This window comes from Streptomyces asiaticus (assembly GCF_018138715.1).
Lineage (GTDB): Bacteria > Actinomycetota > Actinomycetes > Streptomycetales > Streptomycetaceae > Streptomyces > Streptomyces asiaticus.
In genome coordinates this window covers 6,537,525-6,555,521 of sequence record NZ_JAGSHX010000006.1, presented here as the reverse complement: position 1 = coordinate 6,555,521, position 17,997 = coordinate 6,537,525, and the positions used below count along the sequence as shown (strand labels likewise).

The 17,997-nt window shown below is 71.8% G+C and carries 16 protein-coding genes; 6 read left to right on the top strand and 10 right to left on the bottom strand.

The window, feature by feature from the left end; translation table 11 throughout:
• Window positions 1–129: 129 nt before the first annotated feature.
• From KHP12_RS35790 to KHP12_RS35780, 3 genes are all read right to left on the bottom strand, one after another.
• Window positions 130–1,155 (bottom strand): endonuclease/exonuclease/phosphatase family protein, encoded by a 1,026-nt coding sequence (locus KHP12_RS35790; protein WP_086885639.1) that lies wholly within the window; start codon window positions 1,153–1,155, stop codon window positions 130–132.
• Window positions 1,156–1,352: 197 nt separating this feature from the next.
• Window positions 1,353–1,961 (bottom strand): TetR/AcrR family transcriptional regulator, encoded by a 609-nt coding sequence (locus KHP12_RS35785; RefSeq protein ID WP_086885638.1) that lies wholly within the window; start codon window positions 1,959–1,961, stop codon window positions 1,353–1,355.
• Window positions 1,958–3,583: an MFS transporter gene (locus KHP12_RS35780; protein ID WP_086885637.1), complete on the bottom strand. Its 1,626-nt coding sequence runs from the start codon at window positions 3,581–3,583 to the stop codon at window positions 1,958–1,960. Before KHP12_RS35780 ends, KHP12_RS35785 begins: the two co-directional genes overlap by 4 nt.
• A gap of 157 nt (window positions 3,584–3,740) precedes the next feature.
• Between KHP12_RS35780 and panB the strand changes: the two genes are divergently transcribed.
• From panB to KHP12_RS35765, 3 genes are all read left to right on the top strand, one after another.
• Complete coding sequence (panB, locus tag KHP12_RS35775; RefSeq protein WP_211834094.1) at window positions 3,741–4,601, top strand: 3-methyl-2-oxobutanoate hydroxymethyltransferase; 861 nt, start codon at window positions 3,741–3,743, stop codon at window positions 4,599–4,601.
• 259 nt (window positions 4,602–4,860) lie between these two features.
• Window positions 4,861–5,874 (top strand): ATP-binding cassette domain-containing protein, encoded by a 1,014-nt coding sequence (locus tag KHP12_RS35770; RefSeq protein ID WP_086885641.1) that lies wholly within the window; start codon window positions 4,861–4,863, stop codon window positions 5,872–5,874.
• Window positions 5,871–6,695 carry an ABC transporter permease gene (locus KHP12_RS35765; protein WP_037959623.1) on the top strand — a complete coding sequence of 275 codons (825 nt, stop codon included), beginning with the start codon at window positions 5,871–5,873 and terminating at the stop codon, window positions 6,693–6,695. Before KHP12_RS35770 ends, KHP12_RS35765 begins: the two co-directional genes overlap by 4 nt.
• A gap of 60 nt (window positions 6,696–6,755) precedes the next feature.
• Here the strand turns inward: KHP12_RS35765 and KHP12_RS35760 are convergent, their stop codons facing one another.
• Complete coding sequence (locus KHP12_RS35760; RefSeq protein ID WP_211834093.1) at window positions 6,756–10,211, bottom strand: ATP-binding protein; 3,456 nt, start codon at window positions 10,209–10,211, stop codon at window positions 6,756–6,758.
• A gap of 230 nt (window positions 10,212–10,441) precedes the next feature.
• Here KHP12_RS35760 and KHP12_RS35755 point away from each other — a divergent pair, with 230 nt between their 5' ends.
• A complete protein-coding gene (locus KHP12_RS35755) occupies window positions 10,442–11,239 on the top strand; it encodes a site-2 protease family protein (protein ID WP_086885634.1) in 798 nt (265 codons plus the stop codon).
• 245 nt (window positions 11,240–11,484) lie between these two features.
• Here KHP12_RS35755 and KHP12_RS35750 read toward each other — a convergent pair whose 3' ends face one another.
• The 6 genes from KHP12_RS35750 to KHP12_RS35725 all read right to left on the bottom strand — a co-directional run bounded on the left by KHP12_RS35750 (window position 11,485) and on the right by KHP12_RS35725 (window position 17,016).
• Window positions 11,485–11,685 (bottom strand): hypothetical protein, encoded by a 201-nt coding sequence (locus KHP12_RS35750; protein ID WP_037959614.1) that lies wholly within the window; start codon window positions 11,683–11,685, stop codon window positions 11,485–11,487.
• A 127-nt stretch (window positions 11,686–11,812) separates the two neighbouring features.
• Window positions 11,813–12,550, bottom strand: a complete 738-nt coding sequence (gene npdG, locus KHP12_RS35745; RefSeq protein WP_086883438.1) for an NADPH-dependent F420 reductase — start codon at window positions 12,548–12,550, stop codon at window positions 11,813–11,815.
• A 47-nt stretch (window positions 12,551–12,597) separates the two neighbouring features.
• A complete protein-coding gene (locus KHP12_RS35740; RefSeq protein ID WP_244203027.1) occupies window positions 12,598–13,602 on the bottom strand; it encodes a carbohydrate ABC transporter permease in 1,005 nt (334 codons plus the stop codon).
• On the bottom strand, window positions 13,599–14,531 hold the full coding sequence (locus KHP12_RS35735) for a carbohydrate ABC transporter permease (protein WP_086883435.1): 933 nt from the start codon (window positions 14,529–14,531) through the stop codon (window positions 13,599–13,601). Before KHP12_RS35735 ends, KHP12_RS35740 begins: the two co-directional genes overlap by 4 nt.
• 5 nt (window positions 14,532–14,536) lie before the next feature.
• Window positions 14,537–15,892, bottom strand: coding sequence for an ABC transporter substrate-binding protein (locus KHP12_RS35730; protein WP_086883434.1), 1,356 nt, complete (start codon window positions 15,890–15,892; stop codon window positions 14,537–14,539).
• Entirely contained in the window at window positions 15,889–17,016 is a 1,128-nt protein-coding gene (locus tag KHP12_RS35725) for a sialidase family protein (protein ID WP_086883433.1), read from the bottom strand. Before KHP12_RS35725 ends, KHP12_RS35730 begins: the two co-directional genes overlap by 4 nt.
• A 135-nt stretch (window positions 17,017–17,151) precedes the next feature.
• On the opposite strand from KHP12_RS35725, the gene KHP12_RS51560 reads away from it, so the two are divergent.
• Both KHP12_RS51560 and KHP12_RS35720 read left to right on the top strand, forming a co-directional pair.
• Complete coding sequence (locus KHP12_RS51560; RefSeq protein ID WP_246649350.1) at window positions 17,152–17,394, top strand: transposase family protein; 243 nt, start codon at window positions 17,152–17,154, stop codon at window positions 17,392–17,394.
• Window positions 17,301–17,924 (top strand): ISAs1 family transposase, encoded by a 624-nt coding sequence (locus tag KHP12_RS35720; protein WP_308289556.1) that lies wholly within the window; start codon window positions 17,301–17,303, stop codon window positions 17,922–17,924. Before KHP12_RS51560 ends, KHP12_RS35720 begins: the two co-directional genes overlap by 94 nt.
• The last annotated feature ends 73 nt before the right edge of the window (window positions 17,925–17,997 follow it).

Here is a 17,997-nt window from a genome sequence, read left to right as displayed (position 1 = left end):
CTGAACAAAGTCTCTCACGCAGAATGTTCCCGAGGTGATCCCCAAGATGAACGGCACGTAAGATCTCGCCGGGTGCCCCGTGAGCTGTGTCACCCGACGACCCCGGACGGCATGGGCCCGGTAACCGGCTCAGTAGTCGACCGACGCCGCCAGCGGAAGGTGGTCGCTGCCGGTCCTGGGCAGCGCCCACGCCGAGACCGGATCCAGCCCCCGCACCATGATCTGGTCGATCCGCGCCATCGGGAACGAGGCGGGCCAGCTGAAGCCGAAGCCGTCGCCCGCAGCGCCCTGGGCGGACCGCATCTGCGCGGTGACGGGGGCGAGCGCGCGGTCGTTCATGGTGCCGTTCAGATCGCCCAGCAGGATCACCTTCTTCAGCGGCTCCCGCGCGATGGCCTGGCCCAGCGCCTCGGCGCTGTCGTCGCGCTGCCCGGCGGTGAAGCCCGCGTTGAACTTCACGCGTACCGAGGGCAGATGGGCCACATAGACGCCGACCTCACCGCGCGGGGTGGCGACGGCGGTGCGCAGCGCCCGCGTCCAGCCCAGCTTGATGTTCACCGGCTTGGTGCCGGACAGCGGGTACTTGCTCCACAGCCCCACCGTGCCCTGCACGGTGTGGTAGTGGTAGGTGCCCGCCATGGCCCGCTCGTACGTCGGCACGGCCGAGTCCGTCAGCTCCTCCAGGGCCACCACATCGGCGCCCGAGGCGGCCACATCCTTCGCGGTGCCGGTCGGATCGGCGTTCTCCGCGTTGACGTTGTGGGTGACGACGGTCAGCTCACCGCCGCTGCCGGACTTGTCGGAGAACATCAGGCCGCCGAAGAGGTTCAGCCAGACGGCGACGGGCAGCACCAGCGCCAGCACGGCGCTCGCCGACCGCCGCACCAGGCCGAGCACCAGCAGCACCGGAAGGAACAGGCCCAGCCACGGCAGGAAGGTCTCCAGCAGCGAGCCGAGGTTGCCCACCCGGTTGGGGATGTCGGCGTGGAGGACCATGACCAGGGCGAGCAGGATCGCGATCGCCGCCAGCACCAGTCCGCGCCGCCAGATGCCGCGGTCGTTCCGCAGCCGGTCGAACAGGCGGCCGATCCGGGAGCCCGATTGCTGGGGCGCGTCCCCGAGCTGTCCCGTCTCCTGCGTGTACGCCTGCGTCATTCGCTGTCCCTCACTGCCTCAACTGCCGCGCCTTGGACTACGACCCTAGGTGATGACCAGGGCTTTTCCCGACGCCCCCGGGTGGGGTGCTCCCCGTCCGAGGACGACGGGAGGACGGCCCCGAGTTCCACGTCCCGGCCCGGGAAGGGGTGTTGTGACACAACAGGCACAAACCGCTCAGCGGAGCTCAACGGAGTTCAGTGGCGTGGGGAGACCCCTTCGAGGACCGTGTCGACGATCCGCTCGGCCAGCCCCTCGGGCAGCTCCTTCCACTCGTGGAGCATGGCGCGGGCGAGCATCGGGCCGGTGAAGAGGTCGGCGAGCAGCTCCAGATCCACATCGGCGCGGATCTCACCGCTCTCCCGGCCCCGCCGCAGCACGGCGCGCAGGCTCGCGCGGCGGGCCGCTATGACGTTCTCGTCGTACGCCCGCCACAGCTCCTTGTGCGCGTGCATCTGGGTGATGACGCTGCGCAGCAGGGCGGAGTTGCGCTTGGCGAGCCCGCGGCGGCGCATGAACTCCAGGATGGTGACGAGGTCGTCGCGCACCGAGACCCCGGCCGGCTCGGGGCTGGGCTCCTCCAGGGAGCGCAGCACATCGAGCATCAGCGCGTCCTTACCGGGCCAGCGGCGGTAGACGGTGGCCTTGCCGACCCCCGCCTCGCGGGCGATCCCCTCGATCGACAGACCGCCGACCGAGGCGCCCTCCTCCAACAGCCGCAGCGCGGCCTCGATGATCGCGGCATCGGTGGCGGGGCTGCGGGGGCGGCCACGGAGCCTGGGCGCGGAGCTCTCCGGTACGGTCATCGGTCGGCCGACGCCTCCTCCCGCGACTGCGGCCGCCCGTCGTCGGGGGCCGGGCCGGAGCCTTCCTTGCCGGGCAGGAAGGCCAGCACGACCAGCGCGCCGAGGACGGCGACGCCCGCCGAGCCGAGGGCGGTGATGTGCATGGCGTGGACGAAGGCGTCCTGGGCCGGGCCCACCAGCGCCTGCCCCTTGGGCCCGAGCTTCTCGGCGACCCCCATGGTCGCCTCGACGGACTCGCCCGCCGAGCGCTGTACGGAGTCGGGCAGTCCGGGCACGGCGGCCAGGGTGTCCCCGATCCGGTCGCGGTAGGCGGTGGAGAGCACCGAGCCCAGCACCGCGACCCCGAGCGCGCCGCCGACCTGCCGGAAGGTGTTGTTGAGCGCCGAGCCGGAACCGGCCTTCTGGCGCGGCAGCGCCTGCATGATCCCGGTGGTCACCGGCGGCATGATATGCGCCATTCCGGCGCCCTGGGCGAAGAACAGCACCTCGAGCACGACGATCGGGGTGTCCACGCCGAGCAGCAGGAACCCCGACATGGCGGCGGCCACCAGCAGCATCCCGCAGGTGCACACCGCGCGGGCGCCGAACCGCTCGACGACCAGCCGGGCCCGCGGGGCGAAGATCAGCTGCGCCACGGCCAGCGGCAGGATCAGCAGCCCGGATTCGAGGGCGCTGTAGCCGCGCACGCTCTGGGTGTAGAAGACCATGAAGAAGGTCACGCCCATGAGGGCGAAGAAGACCAGGGCGACGGCGGCGATGGCGGCGGAGAAGGCGGGGTTGCGGAAGTAGCCGACGTCGATGGCCGGGTGGTCGCTGCGCTTCTCGTGCACCACGAACAGCGCCAGGACGGCGAGCCCGGCGGCGATCGAGCCCAGCACCTGGGCATCGGTGAAGTCGGCGAGCTGGCCGCCCTTGATGATGCCGTAGACCAGCAGGACGAGCCCGACCACGGACAGCAGCACGCCCAGCGGGTCCATCCGGCCGGGCGCCGGGTCCCTGGAGTCGGGGACGAGCACCACCATCGCGATCAGTCCGGCGATCACGATCGGCACATTGACGAAGAAGACCGAGCCCCACCAGAAGTGCTCGAGCAGCAGTCCACCGGTGATCGGTCCGATGGCGATGGCCAGCCCCACCGCGGCGACCCAGATGCCGATCGCCTTGGCCTGCTCCTCGCGTTCGAAGACATTGACCAGGATGGCGAGGGTCGCGGGCATCACGAAGGCGGCGCCGAGACCCATGAGCGCCCGGAAGCCGATGAGTTCACCGGGCGATCCGGAGAAGGCGGCGAGCACCGAGCCGATGCCGAACACCGCCATCCCGCCGAGCAGGACCTTCTTACGGCCGATCCGGTCGCCGAGGATCCCCGCGGTGAACAGCAGCCCGGCGAAGACCAGCGTGTAGGAGTTGATCGCCCACTCGAGCTGGCTCTGGGTGGCGCCGAGTCCGGTGGGCTTCGGCGAGGCGATGGTCTTCATCGCCACGTTGAGTATCGAGTTGTCGAGGACGACGACCAGCACGCTGAACATCAGGACGACGAGGATCGCCCAGCGCCTGCGGTGGATCGCCTCGGGGGCGCCGGATCCGGCCGGTGCGCCCTGGGTGCTGGGTGGGGTTGCCATGCCGCCCAGGCTAGGCGACTTACGATACGAGACCGTCTCGTATTGGAAAATCTTTGCGATCCGGGCCCACTTTCGCCCCGGCAGGAGCCGTGCCAGCATGGGGTTGGTCCGGGGACGCCGTCAGGGCGCCTCGAGATGATGAACAGGAGCCGTAGCGATGACGCACGTCAGTCCTGCGCGAAAGCAGTCCGAGAAGGCGCTCTACGGGGGCACGGGCTCCCGCCGCATCACCGTCCGTGACATCGCGGCCGCCAAGGAGCGCGCCGAGAAGTGGCCGATGCTCACCGCCTACGACGCGATGACCGCGTCCGTCCTCGACCAGGCGGGCATCCCGGTGCTGCTGGTCGGCGACTCGATGGGCAACTGCCATCTGGGCTACGAGTCCACCGTGCCCGTCACCATGGACGAGATGGCGCTGCTGTCCGCCGCCGTGGTCCGCGGCACCCGGCGCGCCCTCGTCGTCGGCGACCTGCCCTTCGGCTCGTACCAGGAGGGCCCGGTCCAGGCGCTGCGCAACGCCACCCGCCTGGTCAAGGAGGCGGGCGTGGGCGCGGTGAAGCTGGAGGGCGGGGAGCGCTCCGCCCACCAGATCGAGCTGCTGGTCCAGTCCGGCATCCCGGTCATGGCGCACATCGGCCTGACCCCGCAGTCCGTCAACGCCTACGGCGGCTACCCCGTCCAGGGGCGCGGCGAGGAGGCGGCCCAGCAGCTGCTGCGGGACGCCAAGGCGGTCCAGGACGCGGGCGCGTTCGCGGTCGTCCTGGAGCTGGTCCCGGCCGAGCTGGCCGCCGAGGTGACCCGGTCGCTGCACATCGCCACCGTCGGCATCGGCGCCGGTCCGGACTGCGACGCCCAGGTGCTGGTGTGGACGGACATGGCGGGCATGACCGACGGCCGGGTGCCGCGCTTCGTCAAGCAGTACGCCCAGCTTCGCCAGGGCCTGGGCGACGCGGCGCGGGCCTTCGCGGAGGACGTCGTCGGCGGGTCCTACCCGGCCGAGGAACACTCTTTCCACTAAGCAGGTCGGAAGAAGTCCGCTACGGTTCGATGGCGCCCCGAAGGGGCGCGGGGCTGTGTCGCTGTGCGGCTCCGCCGCGTGGGCGCGACCGGCCACGACGGCGCAGCAGACGGCCGACGACGCATCACGGCACTTCCAGCGGAGCGCTTAGGCGCCAGGAGCCACCGCGGTACAACGACAGCCCGCCGATCTTCCCCCGTCGGCGGGCTGTCTGCCGCTTGTCGGTGGTCTGTCGGTGACGGCTGACATCGTGGGCGGCATGACGCGACGGGAACACAGGATCAGGGACGGCAACGCCGTCGAAGTTCGGGGGCTGGTCAAGCACTTCGGTGACACCAAGGCCGTCGACGGAGTGGATCTGGACGTGCCGGAGGGCACCGTCCTGGGAGTGCTGGGACCCAATGGCGCCGGTAAGACGACCGTCGTCCGGTGTCTGTCCACACTGCTGGTGCCGGACGCCGGTACCGCGATGGTGGCCGGGTACGACGTGATGCGCCAGCCCCGGCAGCTGCGCCGCACCATCGGGCTGACCGGGCAGTACGCCTCGGTCGACGAGAAGCTCCCCGGCTGGGAGAACCTCTACATGATCGGGCGGCTGCTCGATCTCTCCCGCAAGGAGGCGCGGACCCGGGCGGACGCCATGCTCGAGCGGTTCTCGCTCACCGAGGCGGGCAAGCGGCGGGTGCGCACCTACTCCGGCGGTATGCGCCGCCGGCTCGACCTGGCCGCGTCCATGATCGGCCGGCCGTCGGTGCTCTATCTGGACGAGCCCACGACCGGTCTGGACCCGCACTCGCGCAACGAGGTGTGGGACGAGGTCCGGCGGATGGTCGCCGACGGCGCCACCGTGCTGCTGACCACCCAGTACATGGAGGAGGCCGAGCAGCTCGCCGACAACCTGACGGTGATCGACCGGGGCAGGGTCATCGCCAACGGCCGGGTGCACGAGCTCAAGGCCAAGATCGGCGGCCGCACCCTCCAGATCCGCCCGTCCGACCCCGGTGAGCTGCACCGCATGGTCGGCGCCATCAGCCAGGCGGGGCTCGACGGCATCGGCGGCGCGATCGCCGATGTGGAGGAGTGCCAGGTCAATGTGCCCATCGCCAGCGATGAGCAGCTGACCGCCCTGATCGGTCTGCTCGGTGAGCGCGGCTTCGCGATCTCCGGGATCCACACCCAACTGCCCAGCCTGGACGAGGTCTTCCTGGCCATCACCGGCCGGAAGGCGTCCGCACCGCAGGACAACAAGACGCTGGAAGAGGTCGCCGCGTGAGTACGGCCACGATGACCGCGCCCGTGCGGGGGAAGAGCGACGGCCGGATCGGCCTCCGCGCCAATCTGCGCCACATCGGCGCGCTGGTGCGGCGCAACGCCATGCAGATCAGGTACGAACCGTTCGCGATGTTCGACGCCCTGGCCCAGCCGATCGTCTTCGCGCTGCTGTTCACCTATGTCTTCGGCGGCGCGATGACCGGCGGCAACCGCTCCGAGTACGTCAACTACTTCATCCCCGGTCTGATGGCGATGGGCGGTCTCAACATCGCGATGTCGATCGGCATCGGCGTCAATGACGACTTCAGCAAGGGCGTCATGGACCGCTTCCGCACCATGCCGATCGCCCGCTCCTCGGTGCTGATCGCCAAGCTGATCGTGGAGGCCGGCCGGATGCTGGTGTCCACCGTCATCCTGCTGATCATGGGCTTCATCATGGGCTTCGAGCTCGAGACCGGGCCCGTGCAGCTGCTGGCCGCGGTGGCGCTGTCCGTGGTCTTCGGATCGTCGCTGACCTGGATCTTCATGCTGCTGGGGATGTCGCTGAGCACCCCGCAGGCGGTCAGCGGTATGGGCTTCATAGTGATGATGCCGCTCCAGTTCGGCTCCTCCATCTTCGCCCCGACCGCCACCATGCCGGGGTGGCTGCGGTCCTTCACCGAGTACAACCCGCTGTCCCGGCTCGCGGACGCCGCACGGGCGCTGACCAGCGGCCATGGCGCGGTGGCCGAACCGGTGCTGGTGACCCTGGGCTGGGCGGTGGCCCTCACGGTGATCGTGGCGCCGCTCGCGGTGCGCAGGTTCCGCATCAAGACGAGCTGACGGTCCGCGGCCCCGCACCACCGGCCGGGCGCGTCCCAGGGGGGACGCGCCCGGCCGTTGTCATGTCGCCGCCGGGCCCGGGTCGGGCCCGGTCAGAACGGTGCCGGGCGGACCCGTGCGGATCAGTGCGGTGGCCTCCTCCAGTGTGAGCCCGGTGCCCTCGGCGTAGGCCCGCTCGTACGCGGCGTCCCCGAGCGCGGCCCGCGCCGCGGCCACGGTGCGCTCCCGACCCGTCCGCTCGACGGCGGACTTCCGGTAGTACTGCGCCTCGCGCAGCACGTCGTACGCCCCCACCAGCCGCGCCGCGGTCCCGGCCCGCTCGGCGCCGCCGAGGCCGCTCAGCGCCTCGGCCCCGGTGAGCAGCTGGGTCACCGGGATGTACGGCGCGATGAGGTCCGTCATCCGGCCGGGCGTCTTCGCCAGCGCTCCGCGCACATTCTCCAGGGCGTCGCCCGGCCGCCCCTCCAGCAGGTCGAGCCAGGCCAGCATCCCCTCCACCATGCCCGCGAACAGCCGCAGCGCCCGGCCCTCGAACTCCCCGTGCAAGGTGGCCAGAAGGGCCCGTGCCTCGGCGAGGCGGCCCGTGGACCCGTAGCGCAGCGCCAGATGGGTCCGGGCGTATGACAGCGCCTCGGCTCCCACGTGCTGCCGCTGCTCGACCACCTCGCGCAGGATCCGCTCGCCCTCCGCGGCCTCCTCCTCGTCGCCCAGCTCCACGAAGATCCCGGCCAGCCGGGAGCGGAGGAACAGCACCTGTTCATGGGCGCCGGACTCCTGGGCGCAGCGGATCGCCGCGCGGTAGTCCGCGGCCGCGGCCGCGCCCTCGCCGCGCTGCTCCCGTGTCTCGGCGCGGCCGGCCAGCGCCTCCGCCGTGCCCCATACGTCACCGAGCCGGCGGAAGATCTCCAGGGCCTCGTCGGCGTCGCGGATCGCGCCCTCCTGATCGTCGATCCGCTCGTTGTGGACCCTGGCGCGCAGCTGGAGGTTGAACGCCAGCTCCCACGCGTAGCCCAGCTCCCGGCAGGTGCGTACCGCCTCGTCGGCCATCCCCCGCAGCAGCGCGAAGTCACCCTTGAGGATCACCGCGAAGAACCACAGCACGCCCGGGAGACCGCAGGTCTGGGGCAGCCCCGGCCGGTAGGCGGAGACGATGCCCTCCAGCTCGCGCTGGGTGTCGCCGCCTATCATGGCCTGGAGGCCGCCCTCGATGTTGGACAGCGCGAACAGCCGCGCCCCGCGCCGCGCCTCCTCCAGCAGCTCGGGCTCCATCGGCGGCGGGGCGGCGATACAGCTGACGTACAGCGGCGGCGCGGGCGTCACCGGCGGCTCGAAGGGGCTCGGCCCGAGCTCGGCAGCGGCGGTCGCCCAGTGGTGTGCCTCGGCGCGGTGGCCGCGCAGATGCCAGAACCAGCCGAGCGAAAGCACCAGGCACAGCGCCTCCTGCTCGTCGCGGGCGGCCACGGCCCGGCGCAGCGCGGTACGCAGATTCTCGTGCTCGGTCTCCAGCCGGAGGAGCCAGTGGCGCTGTGCCGGGCCGCGCAGCAGCGGATCGGCGGTACGGGCCAGCTCCCGGTAGGCGACCAGATGGCGGCGTTCGACCGCGGCCCGCTCGCCGGACTCGTCCAGCCGCTCCGCCGCGTACTCGGCGACGGTCTCCAGCAGCCGGTAGCGCATCTCCCCGTCCGCTCCGGGCTCTGCTCCGGGTTCTGCTCCGGCCTCCGTTCCGGGCGCCGTGACGACGAGCGATTTATCGATAAGGGAACCGAGCAGGGCGGCCACGTCGCGGGGGTCCACGGTTTCGGCGTGCTCTTCGGTGTGCTCTTCGGTGTGCTCTTGGCTGTCCCCGCACACCGCCTCCGCCTCGGCCAGCCCGCAGCCGCCCGCGAAGACGGACAGCCGGGCGAGCACGGTGCGCTCGGGGGCGTCGAGCAGGCCCCAGGACCAGTCGACGACCGCGCGCAGGGTCTGCTGGCGGGGCAGCGCCGTACGGCTGCCGCTGGTCAGCAGGCGGAAGCGGTCGTCCAGCCGGTCGGCGAGCTGGCGCGGGGTGAGCAGCCGCAGCCGCGCGGCGGCCAGCTCGATCGCCAGCGGCAGCCCGTCGAGGCGGTGGCAGATCTCGGCGCACGCGGCCGGGTCGTCCTCGGTACGGAACCCGGGCCGGGCCGCCGCGCCCCGGTCCTGGAGCAGCCGCAGCGCGACGGGGTCGGGCAGCGGCTCCACCGGACGCACCAACTCGCCCGGGACGGCGAGGGGTTCGCGGCTGGTGGCCAGGATGGTGACCCCGGGGCACTGGGCGAGCAGGGACTCGGCGAGGTGGGCCGCGGCCGCCACGAGGTGTTCGCAGTTGTCGAGCACGATCAGCATCCGGCGCGGGGCGCAGTGCTCGATGAGCCGGGCGCGGGGATCGTGCAGGGTCGGGTCGGTGGCGGCGCGCAGCCCCTCGGCCGCCGTGCCGAGGATGACCGTCTCGCGCGCCCCGAGCGCGCTGAGGACCGTCTCCGGAACGGTCTCGGGGTCGTCCACGGGCGCGAGCTCGGCCAGCCACACCCCGTCCGGCCAGCCGGGTGCGACCGCCTCGGCGGCCTCCTGGGACAGCCGTGTCTTCCCGGCCCCGCCGGGTCCGAGGAGCGTGATCAGCCGGTGCTCGGCCAGATCGCCGCGCAGCGCCGCCAGATCGGCCTCGCGCCCGACGAAGCTGGTCAGCCGGGCCCGCAGATTGCCACCGCCGCCGCGGGCGGTGGCTGCCGGTACGGGCTCCGGCGAACCGGGGCCCGGCGGCCCGGGCGCCCCCACGCCGGTCACCGCCAGCAGCTCGGCATGGAGCGCCCGCAGCTCCGGCCCCGGATCGGCGCCCAGCCGGTCGGCGATCTCCGTACGGATCGCCTCGTACGCGGCCAGCGCCTCCGCCACCCGCCCCACGTCCCGCAGGGCGCGGATGCGCAGCGCGTGCAGCGGCTCGTCCAGCGGGTGGGCGTCGCAGAGCCCGGTGAGCGCGGGGAGGGCGTGGTCGGCGCGGCCGAGGGCGAGGTCGGCGGCGAGCCGGGCGCGCCGCGCGGCCAGCCGTCGCGCCTCGGCGCGGGCGGCGGGCGCGGTGGCGTCGGGCAGATCGCTGAGCGCGGGCCCGCGCCACAGCGCGAGGGCGGCGTCGAGCAGATCGACGGCCTTGGCCGGATCGCCGTCGGCGAGGGCGCGGGCGCCCTCCTCCGCGAGCCGTTCGAAGCGGTACAGATCGACGTCGTCGGGGTCGGCGCTCAGCCGGTAGCCGCCGGGGACGGACTCCACGGCGTCCTTGCCGAGCGCCCGTCGCAACCGCCCGACCAGCGCCTGAAGGGCGCCGTGCTCATCGGCGGGCGGATCGGTGGCCCAGATCTCCCCGATGAGCGCCCCGGTGGTCCGCGCCCGCCCGGGCGCCAGCGCGAGCGCCGCCAGCAGCGCACGCAGCCGCGCCCCGCCGACGTCCACGGGGGTGCCGTCGTCATGGCGGGCCTGGGTGGTGCCGAGGATGCCGTAGCGCACGGGCCCATTCTGATGGATGGCCCGCCGGGCGGGGCATCGGCCTCGGACGCGCGGGAACGGTGACGCGTCGCGGGAACGGTGACGCGTCGCGGGAACGGTGACGCGTCGCGAGCGGGCTTGGGGCGCGCGCGTGGCGCTGCTCACATCCGGCCCTCCCGGCCCGGAACTCCGCGCACACTGTCCGTCGTTTCCCCCTCAGCGCTCACCAGCCCTTATGGAGACCCCACCCGATGACCACCGCCATCAGCCGCCGTGACCGGCGTATCAGCCCCGTCTTCCTCGGTCTGTTCGCGATCATGGTCGTATCCGCGTGGGCCGTGTGGACGGAGTACTCCGCGAGCCCCGGCTTCGCCATGTTCCTGTTCGTCGTCTCGGGCTGGATCGTCTCCCTCTGTCTGCATGAGTACGCCCATGCGCGCACCGCGCTGCACGGCGGGGATCTGACGATCGGCGCGAAGGGCTATCTGACCCTCAACCCGCTGAAGTACACCCATGTGGCGCTGAGCATCGTGCTGCCCGTGATCTTCGTGATCATGGGCGGGATCGGGCTGCCGGGCGGGGCGGTGTTCATCGAGCGGCACCGGATCCGGGGGCGCTGGAAGCACAGCCTGATCTCGGCCGCCGGGCCGCTGACGAATGTACTGTTCGCGGCCGCGCTGACCGCGCCGTTCTGGCTCGGCGCCACGGACCGGGTGCCGGAGCTCTTCCGCTTCGCGCTCGCCTTCCTGGCGCTGCTCCAGGTCACGGCGGCGATCCTGAACTTCCTGCCGGTGCCGGGGCTGGACGGGTACGGGGTGATCGAGCCGTGGCTGTCCTACCGCATCCGGCGCCAGGTCGAGCCGTACGCGCCGTTCGGGCTGCTCGCGGTCTTCGGGATCCTGTGGATACCGGAGGTCAACCAGGCGTTCTTCGATGCGATCGACGCGGTGATGCGGGCCCTGGGGGTATCGGAGTGGGACACCTACTGGGGTCAGGAGTTCTTCCGCTTCTGGCAGGGCGAGCCCGATATCGCCGGATTCCGCGCATAGGGGCGCCTGCGGCGGGCTGTTCCCCTCCCCGCCCCTTCCCGAAACTGGGGCTGAAGCCCCAGACCCCAGGGTCTGGGGCTTCAGCCCCCGCACGCGGCGGAGCCGCACATCGTCAGGTGCCGGGGCGGAGCCCCTGGACCCCGGGGTCTGGGGCGGAGCCCCAGTAACGGGAAGGGGCGGGGAGGGGACAGATCCGCCGGACACCCGTAACGGCTCCCCCGCGGCCTCGGCGCGCGGCCGCAGCCTCAGCCCGCGGCGCCCGTGCGCTCGCGGTCGGCCGCGCGGTCGGCGCGGGCCTTGCGGAGGTAGTACCAGGCCATGTTGGACGAGATACCGGCGATCAGGATCCAGACGACGCCGAGCCAGCTCCCCCGCGCGAAGGACACGACGGCCGCGGCGATCGCGAGCACGCAGACGGCCAGGGTGTAGAGGGCGAGGCGGGGCATGGGGTCGGCTCCTGTCGGGGGGTGTGTCACTCCCCGCCATTGTCCCCCACGCGCCGCCGGAGGGGCCGGGCGCCCCGGGTGTGGACATCCCGGGCCCCCGGATCCGGACAAGCCCGCGGGGCCGCCCTCAGACGTCCGTGATGCGCAGGCCCGCGTGGGCCTTGTAGCGGCGGTTGACCGAGATCAGATTGGCCACCAGGGACTCCACCTGGTGGGCGTTGCGCAGCCGGCCCGCGAAGACCCCGCGCATGCCCGGGATGCGCGCCGCGAGCGCCTGGACCAGGTCGGTGTCGGCGCGCGACTCGCCCAGGACCATCACATCGGTGTCGATCTGCTCGACCTCGGGGTCCTGGAGCAGCACGGCCGAGAGGTGGTGGAAGGCCGCGGTGACCCGGGAGTCCGGCAGCAGCGCGGCGGCCTGCTCGGCGGCGCTGCCCTCCTCCGGCCGCAGCGCGTACGCGCCCTTCTTGTCGAAGCCCAGCGGGTTGACGCAGTCGATGACCAGCTTGCCGCCGAGCTCCTCGCGCAGCCCCTCCAGCGTCTTGGCGTGGCCGTCCCACGGGACCGCGACGATGACGATGTCGCTGCGGCGCGAGCACTCCGCGTTGTCCGCGCCCTCGATGCCGAGCTCCGCGCCGCCCAGCTCCCGCGCCGCGGTCTGCGCGCGCTCGGCGGCGCGCGAGCCGATGATCACCTTCTGGCCGGCCCTGGCCAGCCGGTAGGCGAGACCACGGCCCTGGTCACCGGTGCCACCGAGGACACCGACGGTCAGGCCGGACACATCGGGGAGGTCCCAGGGGTCCTTGGCGGGGGCCTTCTTCGCGGGGGCGTCGGACGCGGAGTTCGGGGCATCAGGAGTAGTCATGACAGTGATCCTGTCACGCACCACGGCCACCTTCATGGTGACGTCTCTTACGCTTTGACACTCCCCTCCGTCAGCCCTGTGCGCCAGTACCGCTGGAGTACGCCCATCAGCACCATCAGCGGCAGGACGGACAGGAACGCCCCGCCGACCGTGTACTGGTACAGCTCCGGCTGCCGGTCCGCGTACCCCTGCCAGGACGTCAGACCGAGCTGGATCGGATAGAGGTCGGAGTCGGAGAGCATGACCAGCGGCAGAAAGAAGTTGTTCCAGATGTGCACGAACTGGAACAGGAAGACGGTCACCAGCGCCGGAGTCATCAGCCGCAGCCCCAGCGTGGAGAAGATCCGGGCCTCCCCCGCGCCGTCGATCCGCGCCGCCTCCAGGAGGGAGTCCGGGACGGCGGCGGCCGCGTAGATCCGGCACAGATAGACCCCGAACGGGCTGACCACGCTGGGGATCAGCACGGCCCAGTAGGTGTTGGCCAGGCCGATCTCGCTGAAGAGCAGATACAGCGGGAGGGCGAGCGCCGTGCCCGGGATCAGCACCCCGGCCAGGATGACGTTGAAGATGCCCTCCCGGCCGGGGAAGCGGTACTTGGCCAGGGCGTAACCGGCCGCGGCCGACAGCAGGGTGGCGGCGAGCGCGCCGACGCCCGCGTACATCAGGCTGTTGGCGAACCACCGGACGTAGATGCCGTCGTCGTAGGTGAGCACCCGGTGCAGATAGTCCAGCGGGTGCGGGTCGTGGAACCAGAAGCCGAAGGTGCCGAAGAGGTCGCTGCTGGACTTGGTGGAGGAGACCACGAGCCAGTAGACGGGGGTCAGGAAGTAGAGGGCGGCGACGGTGAGCAGCGAGGCGGTGATGATGCGGTGCCGCAAGGGGGGTTCAAGACCCGCCCGGCCCTTCGCCGCGCGGCGGCGGCCCGCACCGGGCCGGGCGCCGGGCGGGGCGGCCTCGGGCCCCCGCCCGCGCGCGGCCCCATCCGTGGGCTCGCCGGGCCCGCCGGGCTCGTCGGCGACCACGCCGCCGGTCAGGTCGTTCGCCTCGGTCATCCGCTCTCGCCGTCCTTCCCCCGCTGTCCCACGAGCCTCAGGAAGCCGAAGGACAGCACGCAGGCGACAAGGGCGAGCAGCACCGCCTCGGCCGCCGCGATGTGCTGGTTGTTGCTGGTGAACGCCTCGTTGTAGGCGGCCAGATTGGGGGTGTAGCCGGAGTCGATGGAGTTGCTCAGCGGTTTGAGCACCTTCGGTTCGGCGAAGAGCTGGAGGGTGCCGATGAGGCTGAAGACGGTGGTGAGCACGAGCGCGGGCCGGATCAGCGGGAGCTTGATGTGCCGGGCCACCTGCCAGGCACTGGCCCCGTCGATCCGCGCCGCCTCGTACAGCTCGCCGGGGACGGCCTTGAGCTGGGCGATCAGCACCAGCATGTTGTAGCCGGTGAACTGCCAGGTGACGATGTTGGCGATGGACCACAGGACCGCTCCGCGGCCCAGGAAGTCCACGTCCCAGCCCGCCGAGTGGGCCATCTCCACCAGCGGGCTGATCCCGGGGACGTAGAGGAAGCCCCACAGGATCGAGGCGATCACACCGGGCACCCCGTACGGCAGGAAGAAGGCGGTCCGGAAGAAGCCCACCCAGCGCGCGGACGCCGCGTCCAGCAGCAGCGCCAGCCCGGTGGCGAAGGCGATCATCACCGGGATCTGGACGGCGCCGAAGAGCAGCACCCGCCCGAAGCCCGCCGTGAACCGGTCGTCCTCCAGCGCGTGGGCGTAGTTGGACAGCCCCGCCCACACCTGCTTGGTCTCCCCGCCGAGGCCGAGCGGCCCGGTGCGCTCGACCTTCAGCAGGCTCTCGTAGAGGGCGTAGCCGATCGGGGCGATGAAGCACAGCAGGAAGAGCGCGAGGAAGGGCAGCAGGAACCCGGACGCCGCTCGGGCGCTGCGTGCCTCGGTCCTGGTGAGGCGGCGGGGGGCTCCTCTCATCCGCCTCACCCGGCCTTCACCTGGAGGCCCTTTTCCTTCAGATCGGTGATCGTCTGACTCTGCACCTTCTTCAGCACGGAGCGGAAGTCGGACCCGTCCCCGATGGCCGCCGTGAAGGCGTCGCCGAGCCGCTGGTAGAGGGTGTCGGTGGCGGGGCCCCACTTCCAGCTGGTGTCCACGCCCTTGCTCGCCTCGTCGAAGACCTTGCTGTACTCCTGGCCGCCGAAGAAGTCCTTGTGCACGTCGAGCTGGGAGGTGGTGTAGCCCTGCTTGGCGCCCGGGGTGCCATAGCCGTTCTCGATCAGCAGCTTGATCGACTCGGGGTCGGTGTTGAGCCAGATCGCGAAGGCCAGCGCGTCCTTGGGGTACTTGCTCTTGGCGAAGACCGCGGTGGTGGAGCCGCCCCAGTTGGCGTAGGCGGCGTCGCCCTTCTTCCACTGCGGCATGGGCACCACGCGCCATTTGCCCGCGGTCTTGGGGGCGTTGCCCACCAGCAGGGCGTCGCCCCAGCTGGCGCCGAGCCAGGAGGCCATGTCGCCGGTCTGGACATCCTTGTACCAGGCGTTCTGCCGGTCCGGGATGGTCTTGATGAGCTTCCGGCGGACCAGCCCGTACCAGTAGTCGGCGACCTTACGGGTGGGCTCGTCGTCGATGGAGACGGTCCAGGTGTCGCCCTCGGTGCCGAACCAGCGCGCCCCGGCCTGCCAGGCGAGCCCCGCGAAGCGGTTGCCGTTGGTGGCCGAGAAGGTCTCGATCCAGGCGCCCTTCTTACGGATCGCGGTGGCCGCCGCCTCGTACTCGTCCCAGGTGGCGGGCGGCTCTATGCCCCACTTCTCGAAGAGGTCCTGACGGATGAACAGGCCCATCGGACCGGACGCCTGCGGTACGGCGTAGACGGCCTTGCCGAAGACGGACTGCTGCCACTGCCAGCCGATGAACTTGTCCTTGTGGTCGGCGACCCCGTACTTGGTCAGGTCAAGCAGCCCGTTGTCGATGAGGAAGCTGGGCACGACCGGGTACTCGATCTGGCCGAGGTCCGGCGGATTGCCCGCCTTGATGGCGGCGTGCATCTTGGCGTACTGGGCGCCGTCGACGGCCGAGACCTTCTCGACCTTGACCCGCACCTCGGGGTTCTTGCTGTTCCACAGGGCGACGGGCTTGTCGATGCCCGGCACCCAGGACCAGAAGGTCAGGGTGATCTTCTCGCCCTTCTTGCGGTCCTTGGGCTCATCACCCCCGTCGCCGTCCGAGCCGCAGCCCGCGAGGGCGAACCCGGCGGCCGCGGCGGCCGCGCCGCCGAGGACCGCGCGGCGCGGCGTGCCGTGCGTCCAGGTGTTCCGGTTTCTTGCGGTGTCGCTCATACCAGCTCCTCCGTCGGAATGCGCCGGAATGTGATGGTCGAGTAGGCGCTGAAGTCGCCGGTCTCGTAGAGCAGTCCGACCGTGGCGTCGTCGAGCCGGACCAGATCGGAGTAGGCGGCGGGCAGGCCGTTCACGGTGTGGCTCGGCCGCCAGGTGACGCCGCCGTCAAAGCTGGTGCGGACGGTCATCAGCGCCCGGTACGCGGGGTCGGCGGGGCCGGAGAAGAGCAGCGCGTCCGGCTCCCCGAGGTGCAGCACGCTGCACTCCACCACCGGGGCGACCAGACCGGCCTGCGGCCGGAAGGGGAGGTCCAGGGTGGCGCCGCCGTCGCCGGAGTGGGCGTCGGCGCGGGTGCCGGGCGCGGTGGCGTCGGTGCGGGTGTTGAAGTAGACCCGGCCGTCGGGGAGTTGGGCGGCGGTGGTCTCGTTGACGTTGACGTAGCCGTCGGGGTTGTCGTCCACGTACCCGATCCGCCAGGTGGCGCCGTCGTCGTCGCTGAGCAGGTCGTGCCCGCCGTTGTACCGCCCCTCGGTGCCGTTGTCGCCGGGGACGGTCGGGGGCAGGGAGTGGTTGCCGGGGATGACGATCCGGCCCGCGTGGGGGCCGTACCGCAACTGGAGGGCATGGCCCGGGGTGGTGGCGTACCAGCGCCATTCGGGCCGCTTGGTGCTCGCGGTGATCTCGCGGGCCTCGCTCCAGCTCACACCGTCGTCATCGCTGTACGTCAGCCACACCCGCCGCCCGTCGGCCGCGCTCACCTCGCCGCGCCGGATCCGGTCCTCGGTGGCGGAGGCGGCGCTGCGGACGTGCACCAGCAGGACGCGGCCGTCGTCCGGGCCGCCGTCGAGGACGACGGGGGCGGGGTTGCCCGCCGTTCCGTCGCCGTTGCGGGCGACGACCTGTAAGGCGCCCCAGGTCCGTCCGCCGTCGGCCGACCGCTTGAGCACGAGGTCGATATGGCCGTCGTCGGCGGAGGAGTTCACCCTGCCTTCGGCGAAGGCGAGGACGGTGCCGTCGTGGGTCAGCACGACTGCCGGGATCCGGTAGCTCGCATAGCCCTCGGTCCCCGCCCGGAACGGAACGGACACCTCGTACGAGCGTGCCGCCCCCGTGTCGACTGTCACCAGACCTCCCGATGCCCCGTCGCAATCGAGTGCCGAGTCAGATAAATGGGACGTAGGACGTCCCTTGTGTGCGGCGACCTTAGGGTTTGCCTTACAGAGCGTCAAGAGACGGCGCATGAACAGTTGGAGACGCGGATGGAGGGCGTGTGGGCGCCGGGCGCGGCACGGGTCTACGGCATCAGGGCGAAAGCGTTCTCGCGGCAGGGCCGCCGCTATCGGCTGGGCACCCTGCCGGCCCTGTACGTCCTCGCGGTCATGGCCGGCGCCCGCAGCCTCGTCACCGTCTGCCGCTTCACCGCCCACCTCGCCCCGGACCTGCGCACCCGCCTCGGCCTGGTCGGCGCAGTCCCGGCGCTGACCACGCCGTCCCGGCGCTGACCACGCTGTCCCGGCTGATCGCCCGGATCGACGCCGATGCCCTGGATGACGCCCCGGGGGCCTGGCCGCTCGGACAAGGCCGCATGGACGCGGAGGGAGAATCGCCGGGCCGGGCACCGCGGACCGCGGTGGCGGTGGACGGCAAGACCCTGCGGGGCTCGCGCACCGCGCTGCACCAGGCGGTCCACCTGGTCGCCGCCGCCGTCCACGGTGGCGCGGTCATCGCCCAGCGGCAGGTGGCAACCAAAAGCAACGAGATCACCGCCTTCCGGCCGCTCCTGGCCTCCCTCGACCCGGCCCGCGCCGTGCTGACCTTCGACGCCCTGCACACCCAGGCCGATCACGCACGATTCCTGGTCAAGGAGAAGAACGCGCACTTCATCGCCGTCGTCAAGGCCAACCACCCGACCCTGCAAGCGGTGTTGAAGCGGCGCCACTGCGCGGGGACGCGCTCCTCGGCCTGGGCGGACCCGCCGCTGCCCGGGCACCCGCCGTCACGATCACGGTGCCGACGGCCATGGCCCACTTGATCCCGGGCCGGGCGGCCCGGCCTCCGGCGGTGGGGATCCGCGCCGCTCGCCACCTGCCGTGCGGCTGGGCCGC

Coding starts and splice junctions, on each gene's coding strand:
- KHP12_RS51560 (WP_246649350.1), top strand. CDS start 17,152: ATGGAGGGCGTGTGGGCGCCGGGCGCGGCACGGGTCTACGGCATCAGG.
- KHP12_RS35785 (WP_086885638.1), bottom strand. CDS start 1,961: ATGACCGTACCGGAGAGCTCCGCGCCCAGGCTCCGTGGCCGCCCCCGC.
- KHP12_RS35770 (WP_086885641.1), top strand. CDS start 4,861: ATGACGCGACGGGAACACAGGATCAGGGACGGCAACGCCGTCGAAGTT.
- KHP12_RS35790 (WP_086885639.1), bottom strand. CDS start 1,155: ATGACGCAGGCGTACACGCAGGAGACGGGACAGCTCGGGGACGCGCCC.
- KHP12_RS35780 (WP_086885637.1), bottom strand. CDS start 3,583: ATGGCAACCCCACCCAGCACCCAGGGCGCACCGGCCGGATCCGGCGCC.
- npdG (WP_086883438.1), bottom strand. CDS start 12,550: ATGACTACTCCTGATGCCCCGAACTCCGCGTCCGACGCCCCCGCGAAG.
- KHP12_RS35740 (WP_244203027.1), bottom strand. CDS start 13,602: ATGACCGAGGCGAACGACCTGACCGGCGGCGTGGTCGCCGACGAGCCC.
- KHP12_RS35735 (WP_086883435.1), bottom strand. CDS start 14,531: ATGAGAGGAGCCCCCCGCCGCCTCACCAGGACCGAGGCACGCAGCGCC.
- KHP12_RS35755 (WP_086885634.1), top strand. CDS start 10,442: ATGACCACCGCCATCAGCCGCCGTGACCGGCGTATCAGCCCCGTCTTC.
- KHP12_RS35730 (WP_086883434.1), bottom strand. CDS start 15,892: ATGAGCGACACCGCAAGAAACCGGAACACCTGGACGCACGGCACGCCG.
- panB (WP_211834094.1), top strand. CDS start 3,741: ATGACGCACGTCAGTCCTGCGCGAAAGCAGTCCGAGAAGGCGCTCTAC.
- KHP12_RS35750 (WP_037959614.1), bottom strand. CDS start 11,685: ATGCCCCGCCTCGCCCTCTACACCCTGGCCGTCTGCGTGCTCGCGATC.